Origin of the sequence: Marivita sp. GX14005, from assembly GCF_023370775.1 — a bacterium.
Taxonomy (GTDB): Bacteria; Pseudomonadota; Alphaproteobacteria; order Rhodobacterales; family Rhodobacteraceae; genus Marivita.
Window position 1 is genome coordinate 54,045 of record NZ_JAMCCQ010000007.1, and the last position, 19,765, is coordinate 73,809.

Annotated in this window: 18 protein-coding genes; 3 read left to right on the forward strand and 15 right to left on the reverse strand. The window is 64.2% G+C overall.

Annotated elements, in window-relative coordinates:
* The first annotated feature begins 65 nt into the window (after positions 1 to 65).
* Together M3465_RS16675 and M3465_RS16680 are read left to right on the forward strand one after the other, a co-directional pair.
* Positions 66 to 1,301 (forward strand): putative DNA modification/repair radical SAM protein, encoded by a 1,236-nt coding sequence (locus M3465_RS16675; protein ID WP_249502833.1) that lies wholly within the window; start codon positions 66 to 68, stop codon positions 1,299 to 1,301.
* A complete protein-coding gene (locus tag M3465_RS16680; protein WP_249502834.1) occupies positions 1,301 to 2,737 on the forward strand; it encodes a UdgX family uracil-DNA binding protein in 1,437 nt (478 codons plus the stop codon). Before M3465_RS16675 ends, M3465_RS16680 begins: the two co-directional genes overlap by 1 nt.
* Here the strand turns inward: M3465_RS16680 and M3465_RS16685 are convergent.
* The 15 genes from M3465_RS16685 to M3465_RS16755 form a co-directional block, all read right to left on the reverse strand.
* Positions 2,734 to 3,801, reverse strand: a complete 1,068-nt coding sequence (locus M3465_RS16685) for a quaternary amine ABC transporter ATP-binding protein (RefSeq protein ID WP_249502835.1) — start codon at positions 3,799 to 3,801, stop codon at positions 2,734 to 2,736. The genes M3465_RS16680 and M3465_RS16685 overlap by 4 nt on opposite strands.
* 12 nt (positions 3,802 to 3,813) lie before the next feature.
* A complete protein-coding gene (locus M3465_RS16690; RefSeq protein WP_249502836.1) occupies positions 3,814 to 4,845 on the reverse strand; it encodes an ABC transporter permease in 1,032 nt (343 codons plus the stop codon).
* Between the two features lie 217 nt (positions 4,846 to 5,062).
* Complete coding sequence (locus tag M3465_RS16695) at positions 5,063 to 6,031, reverse strand: ABC transporter substrate-binding protein (protein ID WP_249502837.1); 969 nt, start codon at positions 6,029 to 6,031, stop codon at positions 5,063 to 5,065.
* Between the two features lie 755 nt (positions 6,032 to 6,786).
* Positions 6,787 to 8,319, reverse strand: a complete 1,533-nt coding sequence (locus M3465_RS16700) for a hypothetical protein (RefSeq protein WP_249502838.1) — start codon at positions 8,317 to 8,319, stop codon at positions 6,787 to 6,789.
* A 263-nt stretch (positions 8,320 to 8,582) separates the two neighbouring features.
* The gene (locus M3465_RS16705) at positions 8,583 to 8,885 is read right to left on the reverse strand and encodes a helix-turn-helix domain-containing protein (protein ID WP_249502839.1); all 303 of its coding nucleotides are present in this window, start codon (positions 8,883 to 8,885) and stop codon (positions 8,583 to 8,585) included.
* 271 nt (positions 8,886 to 9,156) lie between these two features.
* Positions 9,157 to 10,101, reverse strand: coding sequence for a hypothetical protein (locus M3465_RS16710; protein WP_249502840.1), 945 nt, complete (start codon positions 10,099 to 10,101; stop codon positions 9,157 to 9,159).
* Positions 10,102 to 10,648: 547 nt separating this feature from the next.
* A complete protein-coding gene (locus tag M3465_RS16715) occupies positions 10,649 to 10,798 on the reverse strand; it encodes a hypothetical protein (protein ID WP_249502841.1) in 150 nt (49 codons plus the stop codon).
* A 108-nt stretch (positions 10,799 to 10,906) separates the two neighbouring features.
* Positions 10,907 to 12,796 (reverse strand): ATP-binding protein, encoded by a 1,890-nt coding sequence (locus M3465_RS16720; protein WP_249502842.1) that lies wholly within the window; start codon positions 12,794 to 12,796, stop codon positions 10,907 to 10,909.
* A 62-nt stretch (positions 12,797 to 12,858) separates the two neighbouring features.
* Positions 12,859 to 13,455 carry an N-acyl amino acid synthase FeeM domain-containing protein gene (locus M3465_RS16725; protein WP_249502843.1) on the reverse strand — a complete coding sequence of 199 codons (597 nt, stop codon included), beginning with the start codon at positions 13,453 to 13,455 and terminating at the stop codon, positions 12,859 to 12,861.
* Between the two features lie 2 nt (positions 13,456 to 13,457).
* Positions 13,458 to 14,003, reverse strand: a complete 546-nt coding sequence (locus M3465_RS16730) for a methyltransferase family protein (RefSeq protein WP_249502844.1) — start codon at positions 14,001 to 14,003, stop codon at positions 13,458 to 13,460.
* A 247-nt stretch (positions 14,004 to 14,250) separates the two neighbouring features.
* Positions 14,251 to 15,651 carry a sensor histidine kinase gene (locus M3465_RS16735; protein WP_249502845.1) on the reverse strand — a complete coding sequence of 467 codons (1,401 nt, stop codon included), beginning with the start codon at positions 15,649 to 15,651 and terminating at the stop codon, positions 14,251 to 14,253.
* A gap of 185 nt (positions 15,652 to 15,836) precedes the next feature.
* Positions 15,837 to 16,742 carry a substrate-binding domain-containing protein gene (locus M3465_RS16740; protein WP_249502846.1) on the reverse strand — a complete coding sequence of 302 codons (906 nt, stop codon included), beginning with the start codon at positions 16,740 to 16,742 and terminating at the stop codon, positions 15,837 to 15,839.
* 53 nt (positions 16,743 to 16,795) lie between these two features.
* Complete coding sequence (locus M3465_RS16745; protein WP_249502847.1) at positions 16,796 to 17,614, reverse strand: ABC transporter substrate-binding protein; 819 nt, start codon at positions 17,612 to 17,614, stop codon at positions 16,796 to 16,798.
* Positions 17,615 to 17,646: 32 nt separating this feature from the next.
* The gene (locus tag M3465_RS16750; RefSeq protein WP_249502848.1) at positions 17,647 to 18,399 is read right to left on the reverse strand and encodes an ATP-binding cassette domain-containing protein; all 753 of its coding nucleotides are present in this window, start codon (positions 18,397 to 18,399) and stop codon (positions 17,647 to 17,649) included.
* Positions 18,392 to 19,099, reverse strand: coding sequence for an ABC transporter permease (locus M3465_RS16755; RefSeq protein ID WP_249502849.1), 708 nt, complete (start codon positions 19,097 to 19,099; stop codon positions 18,392 to 18,394). Before M3465_RS16755 ends, M3465_RS16750 begins: the two co-directional genes overlap by 8 nt.
* 170 nt (positions 19,100 to 19,269) lie before the next feature.
* Between M3465_RS16755 and tsaA the strand changes: the two genes are divergently transcribed.
* A complete protein-coding gene (gene tsaA, locus M3465_RS16760; RefSeq protein WP_249502850.1) occupies positions 19,270 to 19,764 on the forward strand; it encodes a tRNA (N6-threonylcarbamoyladenosine(37)-N6)-methyltransferase TrmO in 495 nt (164 codons plus the stop codon).
* Position 19,765 lies beyond the last annotated feature (1 nt).

Consider the following 19,765-nt stretch of genomic DNA (forward strand, 5'->3'; position numbering starts at 1 on the left):
CCGGGGGGGGGCGATGCACATTTCCATGAATGGACAGGTCCGCCCTTGGAACATATATAGAACATATGGCCAAGCAGACCCTGGAACAGAAACTGGCGATTCTGAGCGACGCGGCGAAATACGACGCGTCCTGCGCTTCGTCGGGATCGACCAAGCGCCATTCGCGCGATGGCAAAGGGCTCGGCTCCAACGAGGGCAGCGGGATTTGCCACGCCTATGCCCCTGACGGGCGCTGCATCAGCCTTCTGAAGATCCTGATGACGAATTTCTGCATCTACGATTGCAGCTATTGCATCAACCGCGTCTCCTCGAACGTGGACCGCGCGCGGTTCAGCGTCGATGAGGTGGTCAAGCTCACCATCGAGTTCTACCGGCGCAATTACATCGAGGGGCTGTTTCTGTCCTCCGGCGTGATCCGCTCGCCGGATGCGACCATGTCGGACATGGTGCAGATCGCCCGCAAGCTGCGCCACGAGGAGAATTTCCGCGGCTATATCCATCTCAAGACCATCCCCGACGCCGCGCCCGAACTGATCGAGGAAGCGGGGCTTCTGGCCGACCGGCTGTCGATCAATGTGGAACTGCCCACCGATGCCGCCGTCAAGCAATACGCGCCCGAGAAGAAGCCCGAGCAAATCCGCCGCGCCATGGCCGATGTGCGGCTGCGCAAGGAGGCCGCGCGTGACAAGAGCCACACCGGCAAGCGCCCCGCGCGCTTCGCGCCTGCGGGCCAGGCGACGCAGGTGATCATCGGCGCGGATGGCTCGAGCGATGCCGCGATCCTGGGCCAATCGACGCGGCTTTATTCCAGTTACCAGCTCAAGCGCGTCTATTACTCGGCCTTCTCGCCCATTCCCGACAGCTCGTCGAAACTGCCGTTGATCCGCCCGCCCCTGCAGCGCGAGCACCGGCTCTATCAGGCCGATTGGCTGCTGCGGTTCTATGATTTCCGGCTCGACGAGATCACCTCGGTCGCGCCGGACGGCAATCTCGATCTGGAGATCGACCCCAAGCTCGCCTGGGCGCTGGCGCATCGGGGGGTGTTTCCGCTCGATGTGAACCGCGCCAGCCGCGAGATGCTGCTGCGCGTGCCGGGCTTCGGGGTGAAAACCGTCAACCGCATCCTGACGACGCGCCGCCACCGCGCCCTGCGCTACGAGGATCTGGTGCGCATGGGGGCGTCGATGAAGAAGGCCCGCGCCTTCATCACCGCCGGCGGCTGGTCCCCCGGCGCGCTGGTGGACAGCGCCCATCTGCGCGCCCGCTTCGCGCCGCCGCCCGAGCAACTCAGCCTGTTCTGATGCACAGCGTGCAGATCCCCGCCCTTGGCACATGGAACGCCTGGCGCGATGCCGCGCGGCGCCTCCTGGCCGCCGGCGTGCCGCCCGAGGAGATCCTCTGGAGCGGTGCGGGCGCGGAGCGGGATCTCTTCGGCGCGCAAACGGCGATGCCCGCCAGGGGCGCGATCACCGTGCCGCGCAGTTTCGTCGAGATGGCGCAGGTGGCGGTCTGGCACAGCGATCCCGAACGCTTCGCCCGGCTTTACGCGTTCCTCTGGCGGCTGCAGCGCGCGCCGCATCTGATGCGCGATCGGGGCGACGTTGATCTGGCGCGGCTGCGGGCGATGGAAAAGAACGTGCGGCGCTGCCAGCACAAGATGAAGGCGTTCGTGCGCTTTCGCGAGATCGGGGCACCGGACGCCCCGCGCCGGTCTTTCGCTGCATGGTTCGAGCCGACCCATCATACGGTGGAGCCGACGGCGGATTTCTTCGTGCGGCGTTTCGGCGACATGGACTGGCGCATCCTGACGCCGGATGTCTCGGCGGTGTTCGAGGGCGGCAAGCTGCGCTTCGAGGAGGGCCAGCCGCGCCCCGATCTGCCCGAGGATGCCAGCGAGGCGCTTTGGGTCACCTATTTTCGCAATATCTTCAACCCGGCGCGGCTCAAGGTTCAAGCGATGCAATCGGAGATGCCGCGCAAATACTGGAAAAACCTGCCCGAAGCCGCCGCGATCCCCGATCTGGTGGCCTCTGCGCCCGCCCGCGCCCGCGCCATGGCAGAGGCCGCGCCGACATTGCCCCCCGCCCGCATGGCCAGCGCGCAGGCGCAGCTTGCAGGCTGCATATCGGCCTGGGACGGGCCGGCAGAGGGTTTGCCCGCCGCGCTTGCCGCCTGCAGGCGCTGCCCGCTTTACCGCGATGCGACGCAGGCCGTGCCTGGCGAAGGGCCGCTTGATGCGCCGCTGATGATCGTCGGCGAGCAGCCGGGCGATATGGAGGATCTGACCGGGCGGCCTTTGGTCGGCCCGGCAGGCCAGATGTTCGACCGGATCGCGGCAGAGGCCGGGCTGGAGCGCGAAAAGGCCTATGTCACCAATGCGGTCAAGCATTTCAAGTTCACGCCGCGCGGCAAGCGGCGCATTCACCAGCGCCCCGATGCCGGCGAGGTCGAGCAATGCCGCTGGTGGCTCGACGCCGAGCTCGCGCTGGTCAAGCCGAAGCTGGTGCTTGCCATGGGCGCCACCGCCGCGCAGGCGCTGACCGGGCGGCGCGAGGGGATCCTTGCGCGGCGCGGCGGCATCGAGAAGACGCGCGGCGGGCAAAGCGCGCTCATCACGCTGCACCCGTCCTACCTGTTGCGCCTGCCGGATGCCGAGGCCAGGGCGCAGGCCACAGAGCAGTTCCGCGCGGATCTGCGCCGCGCGGTGGATATCCTGGAGGGTCGCGCCGCCGCCTAGCCCGCCTGTCTCGCGACAGGCTCCTCCGGCCCGCGCGAGGGCACCAATGCGCGCACCAGATCGCGCATGTGCAGGATGCCGACCTGCAGCCCGTCCCGCATCACCCGGTAATTGAGCGTGGTATCGCCCCCCGAGAGCGCGATCACCGCCTCCAGCGTGTCGTCGTGATCGACCTCGCCGGCCACATCCGCTACCGGGCGATCCGTCTTCTCCATCACCGAGCGCACGCGCAGCACGCGGGCGCGGTTGATGTCGGCCACGAAATCCTCGATGTAGGGATCGTTCGGGTTGAGCAGGATCTGCTGCGGCTCGCCCTGCTGGACGACATAGCCGTCCTTGAGGATCACCAGGTGATCGGCCAGCTTCAGCGCCTCGTCGAGATCATGCGTGATGAAGACGATGGTTTTCTGCAATTCGCCCTGCAATTCGATCAGCAGATCCTGCATGTCGGTGCGGATCAGCGGATCGAGCGCCGAGAACGCCTCGTCCATCAGCATGATGTCGGAATTGGAGGTCAGCGCGCGCGCGATGCCGACACGCTGCTGCATCCCGCCCGAAAGCTGCGCGGGATACTGGTTGCCCTGCCCCTCAAGCCCCACGCGGTCGAGCCATTTGGTCGCCTCGGCGGCGTATTGCTTCTTGCTTTGTCCGGCGACGGCAGGGGCGAGCCCTGCGTTTTCCAGCACCGTGCGATGCGGCAGAAGCGCGAATTTCTGGAACACCATCGACATGCGATGCTGACGCAGATCGCGCAGCTGGCGGTCGTTGTTGCTCAGGATATCCTCGCCATCGACCAGCACCTCTCCGGCGGTGGGTTCGATCAGCCGGTTGAGATGCCGGATCAGGGTCGATTTGCCCGAGCCCGACAGGCCCATGATCACCGTGGTCTTGCCACGCGGCATGTCCACGTTGATATCGCTCAGGCCCAGGACATGGTTGGTCTCGGCCAGAAGATCGGGCTTGCTCATGCCGCCCTTGACGCGTTCCAGCGCCTTTTGCGGGTTCGCGCCGAAGATCTTGTAAAGCCCGCGGACCGAGATTTTCGGAGTGTCGTCGTTGCTCATCTCCGGCTCCTTTTAATGAGGTTGCTGAGCGTTGATGCGCGCGAGCGCCGCCTTGGTCACGCGGTCGAGGATGATCGCCAGAAGCACGATCCCCAGCCCCGACAGCAAGCCGACCCCGAGCTCGAGATTGCGGATGCCGCGCAGCACCAGCACGCCGAGACCCGGCGCCGAGACGAGCGAGGCGATGACGACCATGGCAAGGCTCATCATGATGGTCTGGTTCACGCCCGCCATGATGTTGGGCAGCGCCAGCGGGATCTGCACGCCGAAGAGCTTTTGCCGCTTGGTCATGCCGAAGGCATCCGCCGCCTCGATCACGTCGCGGTCCACCAGCCGGATCCCGAGATCGGTCAGCCGCACCACCGGAACGATCGCGTAAAGGATGATCGCGATGCCGTAGAGCTTGGGCTCGGTGACCGAAAAGAGAAAGATCAGCGGGATCAGGTAGACGAAGGGCGGCAGCGTCTGCAGCATGTCGAGGATCGGGATCATACTGCGCTGCACCCGGTCGCTGCGCGACATGGCGATGCCGATGGGCACGCCCAGCAGCACGCATATGATGGCGCAGACAAAGATGATCGCCAGCGTCTGCATGGTGTAATCGTAGTAATCCACGAAGGCGAGGAAACAGAAGGCGGCGGCGACCAGCCCCACCAGCTTGAACGAGCGCCCGACCAGGTAGACGATCAGCATCAGCAGCGGGATCATGATCCACCACGGCACCGATTGCATCACCCAGAGCGCGTTTTCCAGCGCCCAGCTGAGCGGCTGGGTCAATGGATCGACCACCACCTTGAGCGCGTCCTTGATATCGAGAAAACCGCGCTCCAGCCCCAGTGTCAGCGCGCGCGATTGCGGGATCGCGTCGCAGGCCTCGTGCAGCGCATCGAGCGAGGGAAACGGCGTGTCCCAGGCCGAGACCGCCTCCGGCTCGCCCGAGGTCGCGCCCAGCAGGTCGGCCATCGAGGAAAGCCCGCTGGAGGTCTCTCCGCCGCACCAGTCGCGCAGGCCGAGCCCGTCGAAGATGAAATCATATGTCGCCATGAAACCCTTTCCGGAGGCACGGGGGTGCCCCATCGTCTTGCGGCCGCCGCGCCGCGGATGCGCCGGCCTGTCGTTATTCTTGTCACGATAGTCTTGTCACGATAACGCGGCTGCGCCGCCAGACGGTCACGAAAGCGTTCCAAAGGACGAAGCGCTTACGTCAGCCGGTGGCGAAAGGGGGCCGCCCGACCGGGCCGCCCCCTTGAGGACGCAAGGCTTATTTCAGAAGCTTGCCCAGCTTCTCGCGGGCATCTTCATTGAGCCAGTCGCCCCATTCATCCGAATTGTTCTGCAGGTAATAGACCGCCGCTTCCTCCGCGGTGGCGTTGTTCTCGTCCTGCCAGGCCAGAAGGCTGCTCATCGTGTCGGTCTGGAACGTGATATTGGTCAGCAGTTCCGTCTCCTCGGGGTGGTTTTCGGCGAAATCCTTGGTCACGATGGTCAGGACCGGCGCGGTCGGAAAGCCCGACGGCTTGGGGTTCGGCGTGTTGGCGTTCTGGTTGGCCTCATGCGCCTCGCGGTCATACTCGCCCAGATCGATGCTCACCATGTCGTATTTGCCCAGCGGCGTGGTGGGACCCCAATAGTAGCCGAACCACGGCTCCTTGTTCTCGTAGGCCGAGGCCATGGAGGTCGCCAGCGTCTCGCCGGAGCCGTGATTGAAGACCTCGATGCCATTGCCCTCGAGATCGAAAGCGCGCGCCAGGTTGTCGCTGATGATGCGGCAGCCCCAGCCATCGGGGCAGTTGTTGAACATGCCGCCGACCAGGTCGGGGTTTTCCAGAACGCCCTCGATGGTCTTGAGTTCGGGATGCTCCTCGACAAGGTAGGCCGGCAGCCACCAGCCCTCGACACCGCCGGGCTCCAGCACGCTGGTCAGCTCCTCGATGCGGCCGTTTTCCTTCAGCTTGTCATAGACTTCGCCGGCGGCGTTCGACCACAGCTCGGGCACGATATCGGGCTCGTTGTTCTCCGACAGCGAGGTGACGGCGGGGGTGGTGTCGGACGGGACGACCTTGACATCGCAGCCATAGCCCTGCTCCAGAAGGAATTCGGAAACGGCGACGACGATCTTGGCCGAGGCCCAGTTCATCTCGGCCATGGAGACCTCGCCACATTCGTCGGCGGCCATCGCGGCGCCCGGCAGGGCCAGCACCAGTGCGGTTCCAAGCAGATATCTTTTCATAGCGTCTTGTCCTTTTATTGTCATGTCCACGTCGCACCGGCTTCGGCCCGAAGACCGCGCCCGGACGGGCGATGGCGCTTCAGGCGCCGGGTCTCGGCCCACGCATCCGCGCCTTCACGTTCGACAGGGCGAAACCGGCCGCCCGCCGCCCCCGTTCAAAGGGGTCGAAAAGCGACATAGCGCACCCGGCCCCGAGACACAAACCGGCAGTAAAACAGTGATACCATTTTGAGCCACGATTCCGAATGCCGGCTAGATATCTAGGGTGCTGTACTTTTAGCCCTTGACGATATCGCTTCTGCCAGCAAGGGATGAGGCCTGACACTTTATCTCCATTCGTTGAAGGCCGCACCACTTATAACAAGAAAATGGGAACCGAGAGACATAGGACAATTTCTTCGGCTCAGTTTCGCCTGAACAAACGTGCAGCTGACTTATCGGTAGCAGGCAGCTTCGCTGCTCGACTTTTGATATTTTCGCATTTTTGCACAATAGAGCCGCCATGGCTTTGGTGGCGCCAAAAATGTGATGGCTAAGTTATGCATGACTAAGAGATTTTACAATCTTGGCAAGAACAATTTCTCGCAAATTTAATAGAAGACCAATACAATGGAATATCGAATTGTTTATTATTCGACTGGAAAAGAATGCACTGCGCATCTCTTCATAAGCGAAGATTACATCGCCGAGGCGACGAAACTTCCCAATCTCTTCTTTCAGGATTCAGCAGGAGTCTCGTGAATATCAATCTTACATCAGGCGACTAAGAGATTGAATTGCTCGAAATCACTAGTAAGCCCTATAAGGGAAACGATTTGACCATCTTTCGACTCCCAATGCAGATAACTTACATCACCTCCTGATATGGCTTCTCGATCAATTATAATAAGCCCATCATTGTACTCGAGAATGCCGACATCACCACCTTTATTTTTAAAGAACTCGATTATATGTTCCGCATAGTCATAACTTTCGAGGGACGCCGTATTGTTTGAGTCTTCATCGAGGGTTGAATCTGTCCATTCAAAATCATCAAGGGGCTTGAAACCGACAATTTCTAAAAAATCGCTATCCTTAACCTTGAAGTCTACAGGCTGAAGTTGCCAATCCTGAATAATCTTCTGCAAGCTAGCAGTCTCTTCGGATGACTCTGTGCTCTTCGACGCCTGCTCAGAACTCTCGTCGATTGGTTTTTCGAACATGAGCGGAGGTTTCTCCGCAGGCTCAACGTGTCCGATGATATTGTGCCTATCATCCTGGGTCGGCAGCTTCTCAAGCTTCGCTATCAATGTTGACCTTTCTTCCGCGATCACATCGCCGTTCAGATGCGCGAGCTCGGCATCCTCCAGGGCGCTGTCGCCGGTCTGTGCCTCGGCCAGTTCGGTGTCGAGCGACAGATCGAGGCCCAGGAAATCGGCCAGAAGCTCCAGCAGCGCGCCGTCCTCGGGGGCAGGCAGGGTGTCGGCATCCGCCACCTGCTGCGCATCCGCGCCCAGGTCGGACAGGCCAAGCTCCTTGAGCCCGGCCAGCACCTTGCGCTGATTGTCGAGCAGCACGGTTTCGGACATGAAGCCCATCGCGATGGCGATCGTGCTCAGCCCCATGGTGAAGGCGTTCTGATGCGCGGTCAGGCCGTTTTGCTGCGACAGCGCCTCGCGCACCTGGGTCTGGAAGTCGGATGGCTGGTCCGGCTCATGCGCGTCGCCGCGCGGATGGCTCGGGCCGTCTGCGGCGTCGATCGCGCTGTCCGGATCGGCCAGATCGATGCCGCTGCCCTCCATCGCGAAAAGCCCGTCGAAATCGAGCAGCGCGTCGCTGTCCGGCTGTTGCCCACCCTCTTCGGGGGCGAGCAGGACGATTTCCTCGGAAGCGAGGAACAGCGTCCAGATCAGCGCGGCCAGCATGGCCGACGGGTGCAGCCGCACCTTGCCGCCGCGCTCCAGCCGGATCACCCGGCGTCCGGCGCGGTCCTCGTCCTGTGCAGGCAGGGCCTGGTTGGTGAAATCCGCGATCAGCCCGTTGAAATCGGCCCCGCGCAGCGGGCGTTTCACATTCGGACTGTCGAGGATATACGCCCCGTCGATCCGGCAGAGATGGATGAACACCTCGCCAGTCGCGGCATGGCAGAAGACGAACCAGGGATCGCCCTCGTCGGTGACGCCGCGATCGGTCTCCACCGGGACATTCGCACCGCTCAGAAGCTGGCGGACACGGAAGAGATCGGCGAGTTCCTGGTTGCTCCAGTCCTTCCTGGGATCGGGGAACAGGCCGGGCAGGGCGCCCTGCATCAGATCCCCGAGGCTGACGCCGCCATCCTCGGACGTGCGGAACGACAATGTCTGATTGGCGTCGGTCAGGAAATCCTGATCCGCAGTGCCGCCATCCTTGTTCCGGAAGGTGAGGATTTTCGCCATAAGGGGCTTGTCCCGATCAGTCTGAACCTTGGCTGCACTCTAGCCCCGATCCCGGCTCTGTTCCAGAGAAGAAGGGCGATGACGAAAGAAGACGCCGCGTGGCTGTTGCCCCGTGGCGCGATACGGAATGGCGCGGGTCAGCCCGCATCCTCGAACAGGATCTGATAGGTCAGCGGTTCGTAATGGCGCAGCAATTCGCGCACGAAGCTGCGCGGCTCCTGGCCGAGGGCGGTGGCCCATTCGGCATAGCGATGCGCCGGGATCTTGCCGCGGCCATTCTCCAGCTGGGAAATGAACGTGTAATAATCGAGCGACAGGCGGTCGGCGAGCTCGCGCTGCGACAGCCCTTCGGCCTCGCGCAGGGATTTCAGCCACAGGCCCAGCGTCGCCCTGTGTTCCTTGGCCTCTTCAGGCGTTGATTTGTGCAGCTCTGCAAGCATGGCGTTACCCTCGGATTGGCAGCATAGGGGTCACATCCCCGCCGCGCAAAGACAGGGTGTTCAGTGGACCACTATATAGCAGGTTTCCGCCGATGGCAATTCCCGCACCCCCGGGGTGACACAAACGCGGGCGATGGGGCCGAAACCTCGACGATTCCCTTAGAGAATCCATCGAAGATGCTGAAACCCTTGCCGGAATTGTGCTTGCGCTGGCGCTGTCCTTAGCCCGGATCGCGCCGGTGTGACGAAGCTGTGATTCGCCCGCGACCGGCTAGGCCGGCGCGGCCCGATCGAGCTCCTCGATCATGCGCCGGGCGATCGTGTCATAGGATCCGAACTGTTTCAGCACCGCCTCGGCCCCCAGATCGCGCCGGAGCCCGCCGCAGATCGGGGCCGAAAGCACGCAGAGATTGCCCAGGTTCACCTCGATGCAATAGACACGCCCGGTCTCCACGCAGCGCACCATGTCAAGGCTGATCACCGAGGTTTCGGGAAAGCCCGCGCAGACGGTTTTCGCCATTTCCACCATCTCGGCATCGTCCGCCAGCACACGCGTGCGCTCCGCGCTGTAATTCGAGGTCGCCTCGCCGCCGGCCAGCCCGGTCAGGGCTGCGGGGTCGAACGGGGCAGGGGCGATGGTGTGAAAGCACACGATGGGCGCGCCCAGAAAGGTGCTGACGCGGGTGTGTTTCGGCTTCGGCCCGGTGGGGATGTATTGCTGCAGCACCGGTGCGAAACCGGCCGCCATCTCGGCGCGGTAGAGCGCCAGAAGGCGGGCGCGCAGATCGGCGAAATCGCGGGTCTTGAAGACATGGATGCCCTTGGCCCGCGTGGTGCCGGGCGCCGTGGTCTTGATCGCCATGTAAGGCCCGAAACGCGCCTCGTCCGGCACGGTCTCGAGCGTGAAGGCCTCCGAATGGGGCATCAGGGCCCCGGTGGCGGCCAAATCCGCGACCAGCCCGGCCTTCGAGCGCCGCCGGGCAAAGAATTTCGGCCCCGGCAGGAACTCGAAGATCGGGCTCGGGCTGTTGTTGTTCAGCGTCACGGTGACCGTCCGCGCCCCCAGCGGCTCCGCCAGCGCGACCGGCGTGAGCGCATCGTCATAGGCCAGAAGCCGAACCTTGCGATCCCGCCGCTCCAGACAGCGCCCGATCCACTCGATATCCCGCGCCGTGGTGCGCTCGGGCGTGTAGGGCAGGATGATCGTGGCGGACATGGCGGCACTCTTTCTCGGTTTCCGCCGGGTTACAGGATGTCGCGCGCGAGGGACAGATGGGTTTTATCCGAACGGCTTGTCCATTCCTGACATGCGCGGCTCCAACGATTGGGCGGCGAGCGGAGTTGCGGTCTTATTCCCGCAAAAAGTGAAAATGACGAAACTTTCCGATGATGTCGGGAGGCGTTGCAGTTGCAGGATATGTGCAATGTTTACCAAATTTGCATTTTGAACGTCGCGCTGTGTTTGTGGCCTCTTGGGACGGTCGGAATTTGCAGAAAATCCGCGCCTGGATGACCGCTGCATCACCTCGATCTTTGCGGCGCATGACGGCTACAAACCGGGCTTGCAATGCCTCTCGGAACATTGCTCGACACGGGGGTCGAGGGTTGTCTATGGGCTCATCGTTCGGTGGCAACGCATGTTCATTGCGACGTGCGGCAGGGCGTGAAACCGATTACGGTTGGCCCGGAACCGGCGGATCGGTCTGGCCGGACGATCCAGAGCCGGTCGAGCCTGTCCGGCGGAAGCCTGCCCCGCTGCGCCATCAATCGGCCAGCCGGGAGCGTTCCTCGGCATTGGGGCTGCCTGCGGGGGCTTCGCCCAGCGTGTCCTCGGGGCGATGCAGATCGTCCTTGTCCCTGGGCGGGGTCTTCTTTTCAGGATTTTGCTTGGGTGTCTTGTCGGAACCGGCCATGTCTCACCTCGTCTGATGTGGCGCATGGACAACCGGCACGGCGACGGGAAAGTTCCGGGCGCTTTTCAGGCGATAAGGTTTCTCGCATATTCTTCAGATAGTTACGGATTATACAGTGATATCCCGTTCGAGCGCACGCAGAGCCGTAGCCGTATCGCATCTGCGCAGCTGCAGACCCGGCCTCTCGATTGCGTCCAGCCGAAGCGCTCCGGCGTGATCCTCCAGGACCGTCAGTTCGGTCCGGATATGGGGGAGAATCATCTGCAATCGCTGTTGCAGGCCGGCGGCATCGCCCCGCCACGCCCCGATCCAGAGCCGGTCGAACCGGTCCAGCGGAAGCCCGTCCCGCAGGAACTCCGCGCCATCGGCAAGCACGATGAGCCCGGTTGCGTCCGGGTCCAGAAGCACGGCGCGAACGCTGCCGGGAGCATCGACGGTCCCGGCCAGCGGCGGCAGGGAGACTAGCGCGGGGCGGGCCTGTGACGGCAGGGCCCGGACCCGTCCGGCGATCGCGGCCGCGCAATCGGGACTGTCGGTCTGAACGAGCGTCGCGGGAATGCGGTTTTGCGCGGGCAGGACGGTTTCGAAGATGTGGCCGAAGACCTCCGGCACGGTCAGCCCGATCTGCGGCTGGGCGTTGATTTCGCAGATGATCGCGGGAACCTCCTTCCAGGACCGACGGTAATCCGGTGTGATCAGGTCGACCCCGGCGATATCGAGCCGCAGCAGCCTTGCCGCCCGTTCGCAAAGCGCGGCATTGTCGGGGTGAATGGCGTCCGTGACATTCTGCGTGACCCCGCCGCTGGTCACATTCGCGCTGCGCCGCAGCCGCACGATCTGCCCCTCGACCGGAACCGCATCCGGCCCGAGCCCATGGCGTTCGAGCAACTCGCGCGCTTCCTCGTTCAATGTCAGAGGCTTCATCACCGAGAAGCGCCGGGTCGATCTGCGCGGATCGCGGTTCGCCGCTTCGATGAGCTCCGCCACGCTGCGCACCCCGTCGCCGGTCACCGAGGCCGGATGGCGCAGCACTGCGCTGTAGAATGTGCCGCCGATGATGTTGCAGCGCAAATCCGCTCCGGGTGCGTGCGTTTCGATCAGGATCGCGCGCCCGGCCCTTGACGTGCGCGCGAAGGCTGCGCGCAATTCCTCCTCCGAGGCCAGCCCCGCCTCGACGCCCTTGCCCTGGTCGAGATCGGCCGGCTTGATCGCCACCGGATAGCCGAACTCCCCGGCCGCCTTCAGCGCACCGTCGAGATCCGCGACCTGTTTTTGCCGTGCCACGGGAAGACCGGCCATGCGCAGCAAGGCGTTGCACTGGCGCTTGTCGCGGGCGATGGCCGTGCCGATGCTCGGGGTCGCTTCGGTCAGGCTGCTTTTGAAAATCCGGCCATTTTGACCCCAGCCATATTGAAAGAGGCCGGGCAGAAGGCGCAGCGCCGGTATCCCGCGCTTTTGCGCCTCGCGCTGGAAATGATGCGTGTTGGTGCCCGGCTCGGCCAGTTTCGACAGCGCATCGAGCGCGGCGTTCAGCGCGGCCGCGCCCGGCCCCGGTTTCGGGGCGCAGGCGCCGGCCAGAAACGACGACGCGGCAGCAAGCGCCAGATGTCCTGCGCGCAAGGAGGGCGCCGGAAACGCGAGCAGCCAGCTGTCTTCACGCCGCCGCATATGGATCTCGGCGGGCACCGGCAGCCCGGCGCTGTCCTGCAGGGCGATGGCGAGATGGGCCAGCCGGTGCAGGGCTCCGGGCCCAAGCGCGCGGGGCGCCGCAGCGATACGCTCGGCATGCGGCGCGGGCAGGTGATCGGCGAGGCCGGCATCGAAACGGGCGAGATCCTCCGCGCGCGGTGCACAGTCCCGGCCGAAGACGAGCCGCACAAGAAGCGAGGGATAGGTGAACCCCAGGGCAAAGCCCGGTATGAACCGCGCATTCCGGATGGTGATCGGTTTGGCTTTCGGCCCGGTATCCGGCGCCGGGGGCTGCTTTGGTTCCTGCATAGGGGAACGATAGCGCATCCTGCCGCCGCGGTCTCGCCCCGCCGCACGCCGCCGTGATCCATTCACATCGCGTCGATCAACATGCTCCTGTCCGATGGGGTCCGGGCCGGTTTGTCGCTGCGCAGATCGACCCCGACCAGGGCGAGCTCCTGTTTCAGCGCGCCGTAAGGGCGGGGCGGGGCGATCTGCCTGAAACCGTAGAGGCGCCTGTAGAAGCCCGTCCGGTTCTCCCGGATGGCCGCGACGCCGTAATCGGCGTCATTCATCTTGCCCAGGGTCGAGTAGAGCCGCAGGGTGCGCCGAGCGACCGGCAGCCGCAGCGCGCCCAGATCCGGCGCGACGGCGAAACGTGCGCCATCGATCAGGGTCAGCCCCGCATCGAGCTTCGGCATCAGGATGTCGGGGAACGCGGCCATCGTCGCGGAGACATGCGAGCCCCTGTCGAGAATATGCAGCCGGATCGAACCGACGATGCGGCCGCCTGACAGGATCATGAACACCCGCGCACGCTCGGCCGCGTCATACGCATCGACGAAACATTCCTCCGGGCAGGGATCGATGAGCCCTTCGGCCAGATAGCATCTGTATCTGAAGGCGCCGACAGCCCTCAGATCCTCGTCCGAGCGCGCCTCCACGATCCTGAGGGGACTTTCGGTCAAGATCAGGTCCTCGCGATCAGCCGGGGAAGCAGGAACCCGGTCTTCTTGCGATATTCGAGATACTGGCTGCCATGCCGTCCGGCCTGCAGCGCCCGTTCCTCCTGCAGGGCCGAATAGCAATAGATGAAGGTCAGAGTGACGAAGGCGGTGATGACCACCGGATCCACCGACCCGGCGGCGCAGGCCAGCCAGAACAGGATATAGGACAGGTAGAACGGATGGCGGACATATGTCCAGGGGCCGCTGGTGATGATGGCATCTATCCGGGTTTGCCCGTCGAAGGCGAGGGAAAGCCGTTTGCTGCGGCTGTGCCTGACCGCCCAGCCAAAGAGCGCGAAGGCACATAGGATCAGGCCGAGCGCCGCGCCGGGATAGACCAGATCGCCGCCGAAGGCCGGCACCAGGAAGCCGAACAACCCGGCCAGCGACAGAAGCGAGATGACATACATTCCGGGCGGATATGTCTCGGATTCGAAATGCTGCCTGGTCGCCGCCGAGATGACGAGGAAATAGCCGAGCGCGGCCCAGCCGGAGAGCATATCTGTCATGAGGAACACCTGTATTTCGATCTCTTGCGGATCATTGCGATAGGGCGACCCCGCCCGCGACAGGCGGTTTCAGGCAGATGAAAACGGGCGATACTGGTGACAGGTGGGGGGCTTTTGCAAAGCCGAACACACGATATTGTGATCAACCTTAGGTTTTTGAGACACTGGCCGCAAGAGGTCGCGGACAGCCGTTTTCGGGAGCCACCCGAAATCGCTGCACGGCGCGAAAAGCGACGCGGGGTCAGGCCTACATGCGAACGGGCCAGGCCGCTTTGTTTTCCGAGCCGCCTTCATTGGCGCTTTCCTGACGCGAAACGCCCGCGCAGGGCAGATCGATGAAAAAGATCGTGCCCTTGCCCGGCTCGCTGTCGTAATCGATCGTCCCGCCCGCGGCCTCGACGATTTCGCGCGAGATGTTCATGCCGAGCCCGATCCCGCCGAAGGCGCGCTGATCGGAGGAATCAATCTGCGAGAAACGGTCGAACACTTTCTGCTTGCTGCCTTCGGGAATGCCGATGCCGTGATCGCGCACGAAGATGCGGACATGGCCGCCTCGGGCCGCGCAGCCGATCTCGATATCGCCGCCCGCCGGTGAGAATTTCGCGGCATTCGAGAGGATGTTGCCCATCACCTGCATCATGCGGCCCGGATCGGCATGGATATGGACCGGCCCGGCCGGTACCGCCACCAGGTCGAGGCGCAGGTCGCGTTCCTGCGCGAGGCCCTGATGCGCCGCAAGGACATCCGACATGAAGGCGCCCATCTCGATCGTCTCGTTCTCGAAGCGCAGGCTGCCGGCTTCGAGCTTTTGAAGATCGAGCAGATCGTCGACCAGCCTGGTCAGCCGGTCGCTGTTCTTTCCGGCCAGCTGGAGCAATTGCTGCATCTGTTCGGAGACCGGGCCGAAGCGGCCCGAATTGACAAGATCGAGCGAGCCCTTGACCGAGGTCAGCGGCGTGCGCAGCTCGTGGCTGACAACGGCGATGAACTGGGATTTGAGCTCGAGCGCGCGGCGCAGCTCATCGAGTTGCCGCAGGTTCTGGCGATACCGGCGCAAAAATCCCAGCGAGCAGTCGATAAGGAAATACATCACGAATGTGACGGTGAAGAATTGCAGCCACATCACCGAGGTGAGGGGCGGGCGATAGATCCACAGATCCCGAAGGGTGAGCGCGAGAAAGGCGAGGCTGTAGACGGTCAGCCGTATCGCGAGCGTGCTTGCGATCTGGTGGTTGTTCATCGCGGCATAAAGGGCCGCGGCGAAAAGGCAAAACAGCGCGGTGAACAATCCCGCGCCATCCTGCGCGGTGCCGACAAGCACGGCATAGATGCCGATCGAGAAGGCGCTCAGGACCGTGTTGGCGATATATCCCGCCTCGATCCGCGCGGCGGCGCCGGGGGTTTCGGGATCGATCCGCGCCGCCAGACGGGCGAAACCCAGATCGATATATTCGCAGACCATGCCGACGGCGAAGAACACAACGGCGGCTAGGGGATCGAAAAAGATCCCGGTCAACAAGGCGATGGCCGCGAAAATCCCCTGCTTCTGCCAGGTCAGCGTGACGACAGCCTCGGAATAATCCTTGATAGTCTCGGGCAATCCATCCGGATAGGCCGATGCCGCGGCCGATGTGTTCTGCTCTGCCATGATGCCCCCGATGCCGGGTAATCACCCTTGTCCCGACCATGGTATGTTCACATATCTGCGGAATTTCCCCCGCGCGATGCAGGAAACCTCAAAGATATAAACGACCCTTACCCAGGATTTGTTTATTTCCGGATTGGGGCGAAACTGTGATGGCAAAACGGTTTTCGGATGCGCCCGCCGCCACGTCAGGCGTTCCAGATCACCGTGCCGCGATCGCGCATGTCATATCCGCCGGAGGCGGCGGCGCGGGCGGCGAAGGCGTCGCTGCGGCAGAAGGCCATGAGGCGTTGCAAAGGCGCATCGAACCAGGCCTTGCGATCTACGAGCAGCGCGAAGTGCTCCTCGATGAGCGGCGTGAAATCGAGCCCGTAGCCGCGCGCGGCGGCCTCCAGACCGAAGGCGATATCGGCATCGCCCCGGCGCACGGCCTCGACGGCTTCGTCCTCGGTGCGGGCCACCTCTGCCGGACCCATCGCGCCCAGATCGAGCCCTTCCCGCGCCGCCAGATCGCGGAACAGCGTTTCGGTGCCGGATTCGGGCTGTCTTTGCACGATGCGCCGCCCGCCCAGATCGGACAGGCCCGCCGGGACCTCGGTGCCGGGGCGAAAGACCAGGCCGCGCTGGCGGCGGGCGAAACCGATCAGCGCCGCGTTGCGGCCCGCAGCGGCCTCGGCGGCGGCGGTGCGGTTCCAGGTGCCGGTTTCGGGATCGCGCAGATGCAGCCCGGCGGCCACCCCTTCGCCGCGGGTGAACCGCTCCAGCCCGTCGAGCGAGCCGTCATAGAAGCTCGCCAGCCCGCAGCGCGATTGCCGCAGCGCCCAGTCCAGAAGCGGATCGTGACTGCCCAGCAGGATCGGCGGTCGGCGGTCGGGGGCGGGGGGCGTCTCCGGCGCGGCACTCCCGCCGGATTTTGAGCGCTCGATCCAGGCGCGGATCTCGGCGGCGGGAAAGAGCAGCTTGCCGGTCGCGCGCGCGCAGGGCACCGCGCCCGAGGCCGCCAGATCGTAGATCTTGCGTTCCTTCAGGCGCAGCAGCGCGGCCAGTTCCTTGACGGTGAGATATTCATGCTCGGGAAAGTCGAGGTCTGACATTGCGCTCCGTTCGGGTTGCCGGGGCGGCCGGACATGCCGCCCCGGCGAGACTATCAATTCGAGGGCGCGTTTGGAAAGAACAACTGCTGGTCCGCAACCTCGTAGGCGGCAATCGCCTCCTGCCCGTCGTCCGAGAGCAGCCAGTCGGCGAAGATCTGCGCCGCCTCGATATTGACCGAGGGGCATTTTTCCGGGTTCACCGGGATCACGCCATACTGGTTGAACATGTCCTCGTCGCCCTCGACCTGGATGGCGTAATCCTGCTTGTTGTCGAAGCTGATCCAGGTCGCGCGGTCGGTCATCACATAGGCGCCCATGCCGATGCCGGCATTGAGCGTGGCGCCCATGCCCGAGCCGGTCTCGCGATACCAGTCGCCCGAGGCGGCGGTGGGATCGACGCCGCTATCCGACCAGAGCGCCATTTCCTTCTTGTGGGTGCCGCTGTCATCCCCGCGCGAGGCGAAAAGCGCGCCTTGCTCGGCGATCTGTCCCAGGGCGCCCTGCACATCGCTCATCCCGCCGATACCGGCCGGATCGTCCTTCGGCCCGACGATGACGAAGTCGTTATACATCAGGTCCGTCCGCTCCGTGCCGTAGCCGGAGGCGACGAATTTCTCCTCCGCCGGCTTGGCATGGACCAAGAGCACATCGCCATCGCAGTTCTCCGCGTTCCTGATCGCCTGCCCGGTGCCCACGGCCACGACATTGACCTTGATGCCGGTCTCGCCCTCGAAAATCGGCAACAGGTGATCGTAAAGCCCCGAATTGGCGGTCGAGGTGGTGGACTGGACGATGATCGATTGATCCTGCGCCCAGGCCGCCCCGGCCGTAAGCAGCGCCAGCGCGGCCGCGCCGAATGTCTTGCCAAGCATGTGGTGTCTCCTTTGGTTGTGGATTTGATCCGTCAGACGACGATCCTGCCGCTGAGGTAGTCCCGCGCCGGTTCGCTTCGCGGCTCGGGAAAGAAGTCGGAGGCGGCGCTGTGCTCGGCCACGCGGCCGCCATGCAGGAAAAGCACATCATCGGCCATGCGCCGCGCCTGCCCCAGATCGTGGCTGACGAAGACGATCCGCACGCCGCGCGCCCGCGCATCGCTGACGATCCGTTCGATCGCCAGCACCGAAGCGGGATCGAGGCTCGCGGTCGGCTCGTCGAGAAAGAGCACCTCGGGATCGGTCGCCAGCGCGCGGGCCAGCGCCAGCCGCTGCGCCTCGCCGCCCGACAGAAGCCGTGCGGGCTGGTCCGCCTTGTGCGCAAGGCCGACGTGATCCAGCAGCGCGGCGCGCCTCGCGACGTCCCGACCCCGCGCCTTCAGCACGAAATCGATATTCGCCGCCACCGAGCGGCGCAGCAGCACGGGTTTCTGGAACACCAGCGCCTGCCGATGCGTGACCGCGCGCGGCGCCTGTCCGGCCCAGTCGATGCGCCCCGATGTCGGCTGCATCAGCCCGTGCAGCAGTTTCAGCAGCAGCGTCTTGCCCGACCCGTTCGGCCCCATCACCATCGTGCAGCCCTTCGGCCCGAGATCGAGCGACAGCCCGTCCAGCACCACCGTTTCGCCGAAACGCAGCACCAGGTCGCGCACGGCCAGCGGCAGGAGTTGCGGGTGCGCCGTGCCGGCCCGTCTGGCGGGCAGGGAGATCGCCGCGTCAGACATAGGCCTGCCGCGCCGCGGTCATGCGCACCGATTGCACGGCGGCGTTCACGCCGAGCGCGATGACCAGCAGGATCAGCCCGAGCGCCAGCGCCAGCGCCAGATCGCCCTTCGAGGTCTCCAGCGCGATGGCCGTGGTCATCACCCGCGTGAGATGATCGATATTGCCGCCCACGATGATCACCGCGCCGACCTCGGCCACCGCGCGGCCGAACCCAGCCAGCCCCACCGTCAGCAGCGAATAGCGCGCGTCCCACAAAAGCGCCTGCACCGTCTGCAGCCGCGTCAGGCAAAGCGAGCGGAACTGCTCGGCATATTCGGCATGCAGGTCTTCGAGCACCTGCCGCGACAGCGCCGCCACGATGGGCGCGATGAGGATCGTCTGCGCGATGATCATCGCCGTGGGGGTGTAAAGCAGGCCAAGAAAGCCCAGGGGGCCGGAGCGCGACAGATACAGGTAGACCAGAAGCCCCACCACCACCGGCGGCAGGCCCATCAGCGCGTTCATCACGATCAGCACCGCATCGCGGCCCCAGAACCGCCCGATCGCCACCAGCGCGCCCAGCGGCAGGCCGATCAGGCAGGCGAGCGCCGTCGCCGTCAGGCTGACGCGCAGGGACAGGGCGACGATCTCGATGAGATCGGCATCGCCGGACAGCACCAATGCGATGGCCAGTCCGAAAGCCTCTCCGATGCTTTGCAAAATTTCCACCCTGCGCAAGAATTACGGACCCGCAAGCAGCTATGCAGTTTGAGCGATAAAGTTCAAGTCTGGCATTGCAGCGGCATAGGTGCCAAACTCGGGTCGAACCGCCTCGGGGATGACTGCATAATTTCCCAAAACCCGGGACCGACAACAAAGGCAAGCCGCGTATGACCGACGATTTGCGCCCCAACGAACAGGCAATCGATGCCGGCCCCGCGTCGGACGCGGCCCTGCGTTTCATCGGCACGATTCATACCCCCTGGACGCGCCGCGAGGATTGCCCGCGGCAGGGGCGCATGGATGGGCCAGAGTGCCGGATCGTGATCGCTCCGGCCTGGCGCGCCGCTCTGGACGGGCTGGAGGAATATGACTGCATTGAGGTGCTTTACTGGCTGGACCGGAGCCGCCGCGACCTGGTGCGCCAAAGCCCCAGAAGCGACGGGAAAACCGTCGGCACCTTCGCGCTGCGCTCGCCGGTGCGGCCCAACCCGATCGGCACGTCCATGGTCCGGCTGCTGCGCATCGAGGAGGGCACGCTGCATGTGCGCGGGCTCGATTGCCTCGACGGCACGCCGCTGATCGACATCAAGCCCGACCGCTGCGATTTCACCCCCAAGGCGCCGCCCAAGCCGGGTGACGGCCAGACGCAAACGGAGGACTGAC

Bases quoted from the DNA above. Each gene is read 5' to 3' on its own strand.
- M3465_RS16710 (WP_249502840.1), bottom strand. From the start codon at position 10,101: ATGTCCGCCACGATCATCCTGCCCTACACGCCCGAGCGCACCACGGCG.
- M3465_RS16700 (WP_249502838.1), bottom strand. From the start codon at position 8,319: ATGCAGGGCGCCCTGCCCGGCCTGTTCCCCGATCCCAGGAAGGACTGG.
- M3465_RS16730 (WP_249502844.1), bottom strand. From the start codon at position 14,003: ATGACAGATATGCTCTCCGGCTGGGCCGCGCTCGGCTATTTCCTCGTC.
- M3465_RS16720 (WP_249502842.1), bottom strand. From the start codon at position 12,796: ATGCAGGAACCAAAGCAGCCCCCGGCGCCGGATACCGGGCCGAAAGCC.
- M3465_RS16735 (WP_249502845.1), bottom strand. From the start codon at position 15,651: ATGGCAGAGCAGAACACATCGGCCGCGGCATCGGCCTATCCGGATGGA.
- M3465_RS16715 (WP_249502841.1), bottom strand. From the start codon at position 10,798: ATGGCCGGTTCCGACAAGACACCCAAGCAAAATCCTGAAAAGAAGACC.
- M3465_RS16680 (WP_249502834.1), top strand. From the start codon at position 1,301: ATGCACAGCGTGCAGATCCCCGCCCTTGGCACATGGAACGCCTGGCGC.
- M3465_RS16690 (WP_249502836.1), bottom strand. From the start codon at position 4,845: ATGGCGACATATGATTTCATCTTCGACGGGCTCGGCCTGCGCGACTGG.
- M3465_RS16750 (WP_249502848.1), bottom strand. From the start codon at position 18,399: ATGTCTGACGCGGCGATCTCCCTGCCCGCCAGACGGGCCGGCACGGCG.
- M3465_RS16675 (WP_249502833.1), top strand. From the start codon at position 66: ATGGCCAAGCAGACCCTGGAACAGAAACTGGCGATTCTGAGCGACGCG.
- M3465_RS16745 (WP_249502847.1), bottom strand. From the start codon at position 17,614: ATGCTTGGCAAGACATTCGGCGCGGCCGCGCTGGCGCTGCTTACGGCC.
- M3465_RS16695 (WP_249502837.1), bottom strand. From the start codon at position 6,031: ATGAAAAGATATCTGCTTGGAACCGCACTGGTGCTGGCCCTGCCGGGC.
- tsaA (WP_249502850.1), top strand. From the start codon at position 19,270: ATGACCGACGATTTGCGCCCCAACGAACAGGCAATCGATGCCGGCCCC.
- M3465_RS16705 (WP_249502839.1), bottom strand. From the start codon at position 8,885: ATGCTTGCAGAGCTGCACAAATCAACGCCTGAAGAGGCCAAGGAACAC.
- M3465_RS16685 (WP_249502835.1), bottom strand. From the start codon at position 3,801: ATGAGCAACGACGACACTCCGAAAATCTCGGTCCGCGGGCTTTACAAG.
- M3465_RS16740 (WP_249502846.1), bottom strand. From the start codon at position 16,742: ATGTCAGACCTCGACTTTCCCGAGCATGAATATCTCACCGTCAAGGAA.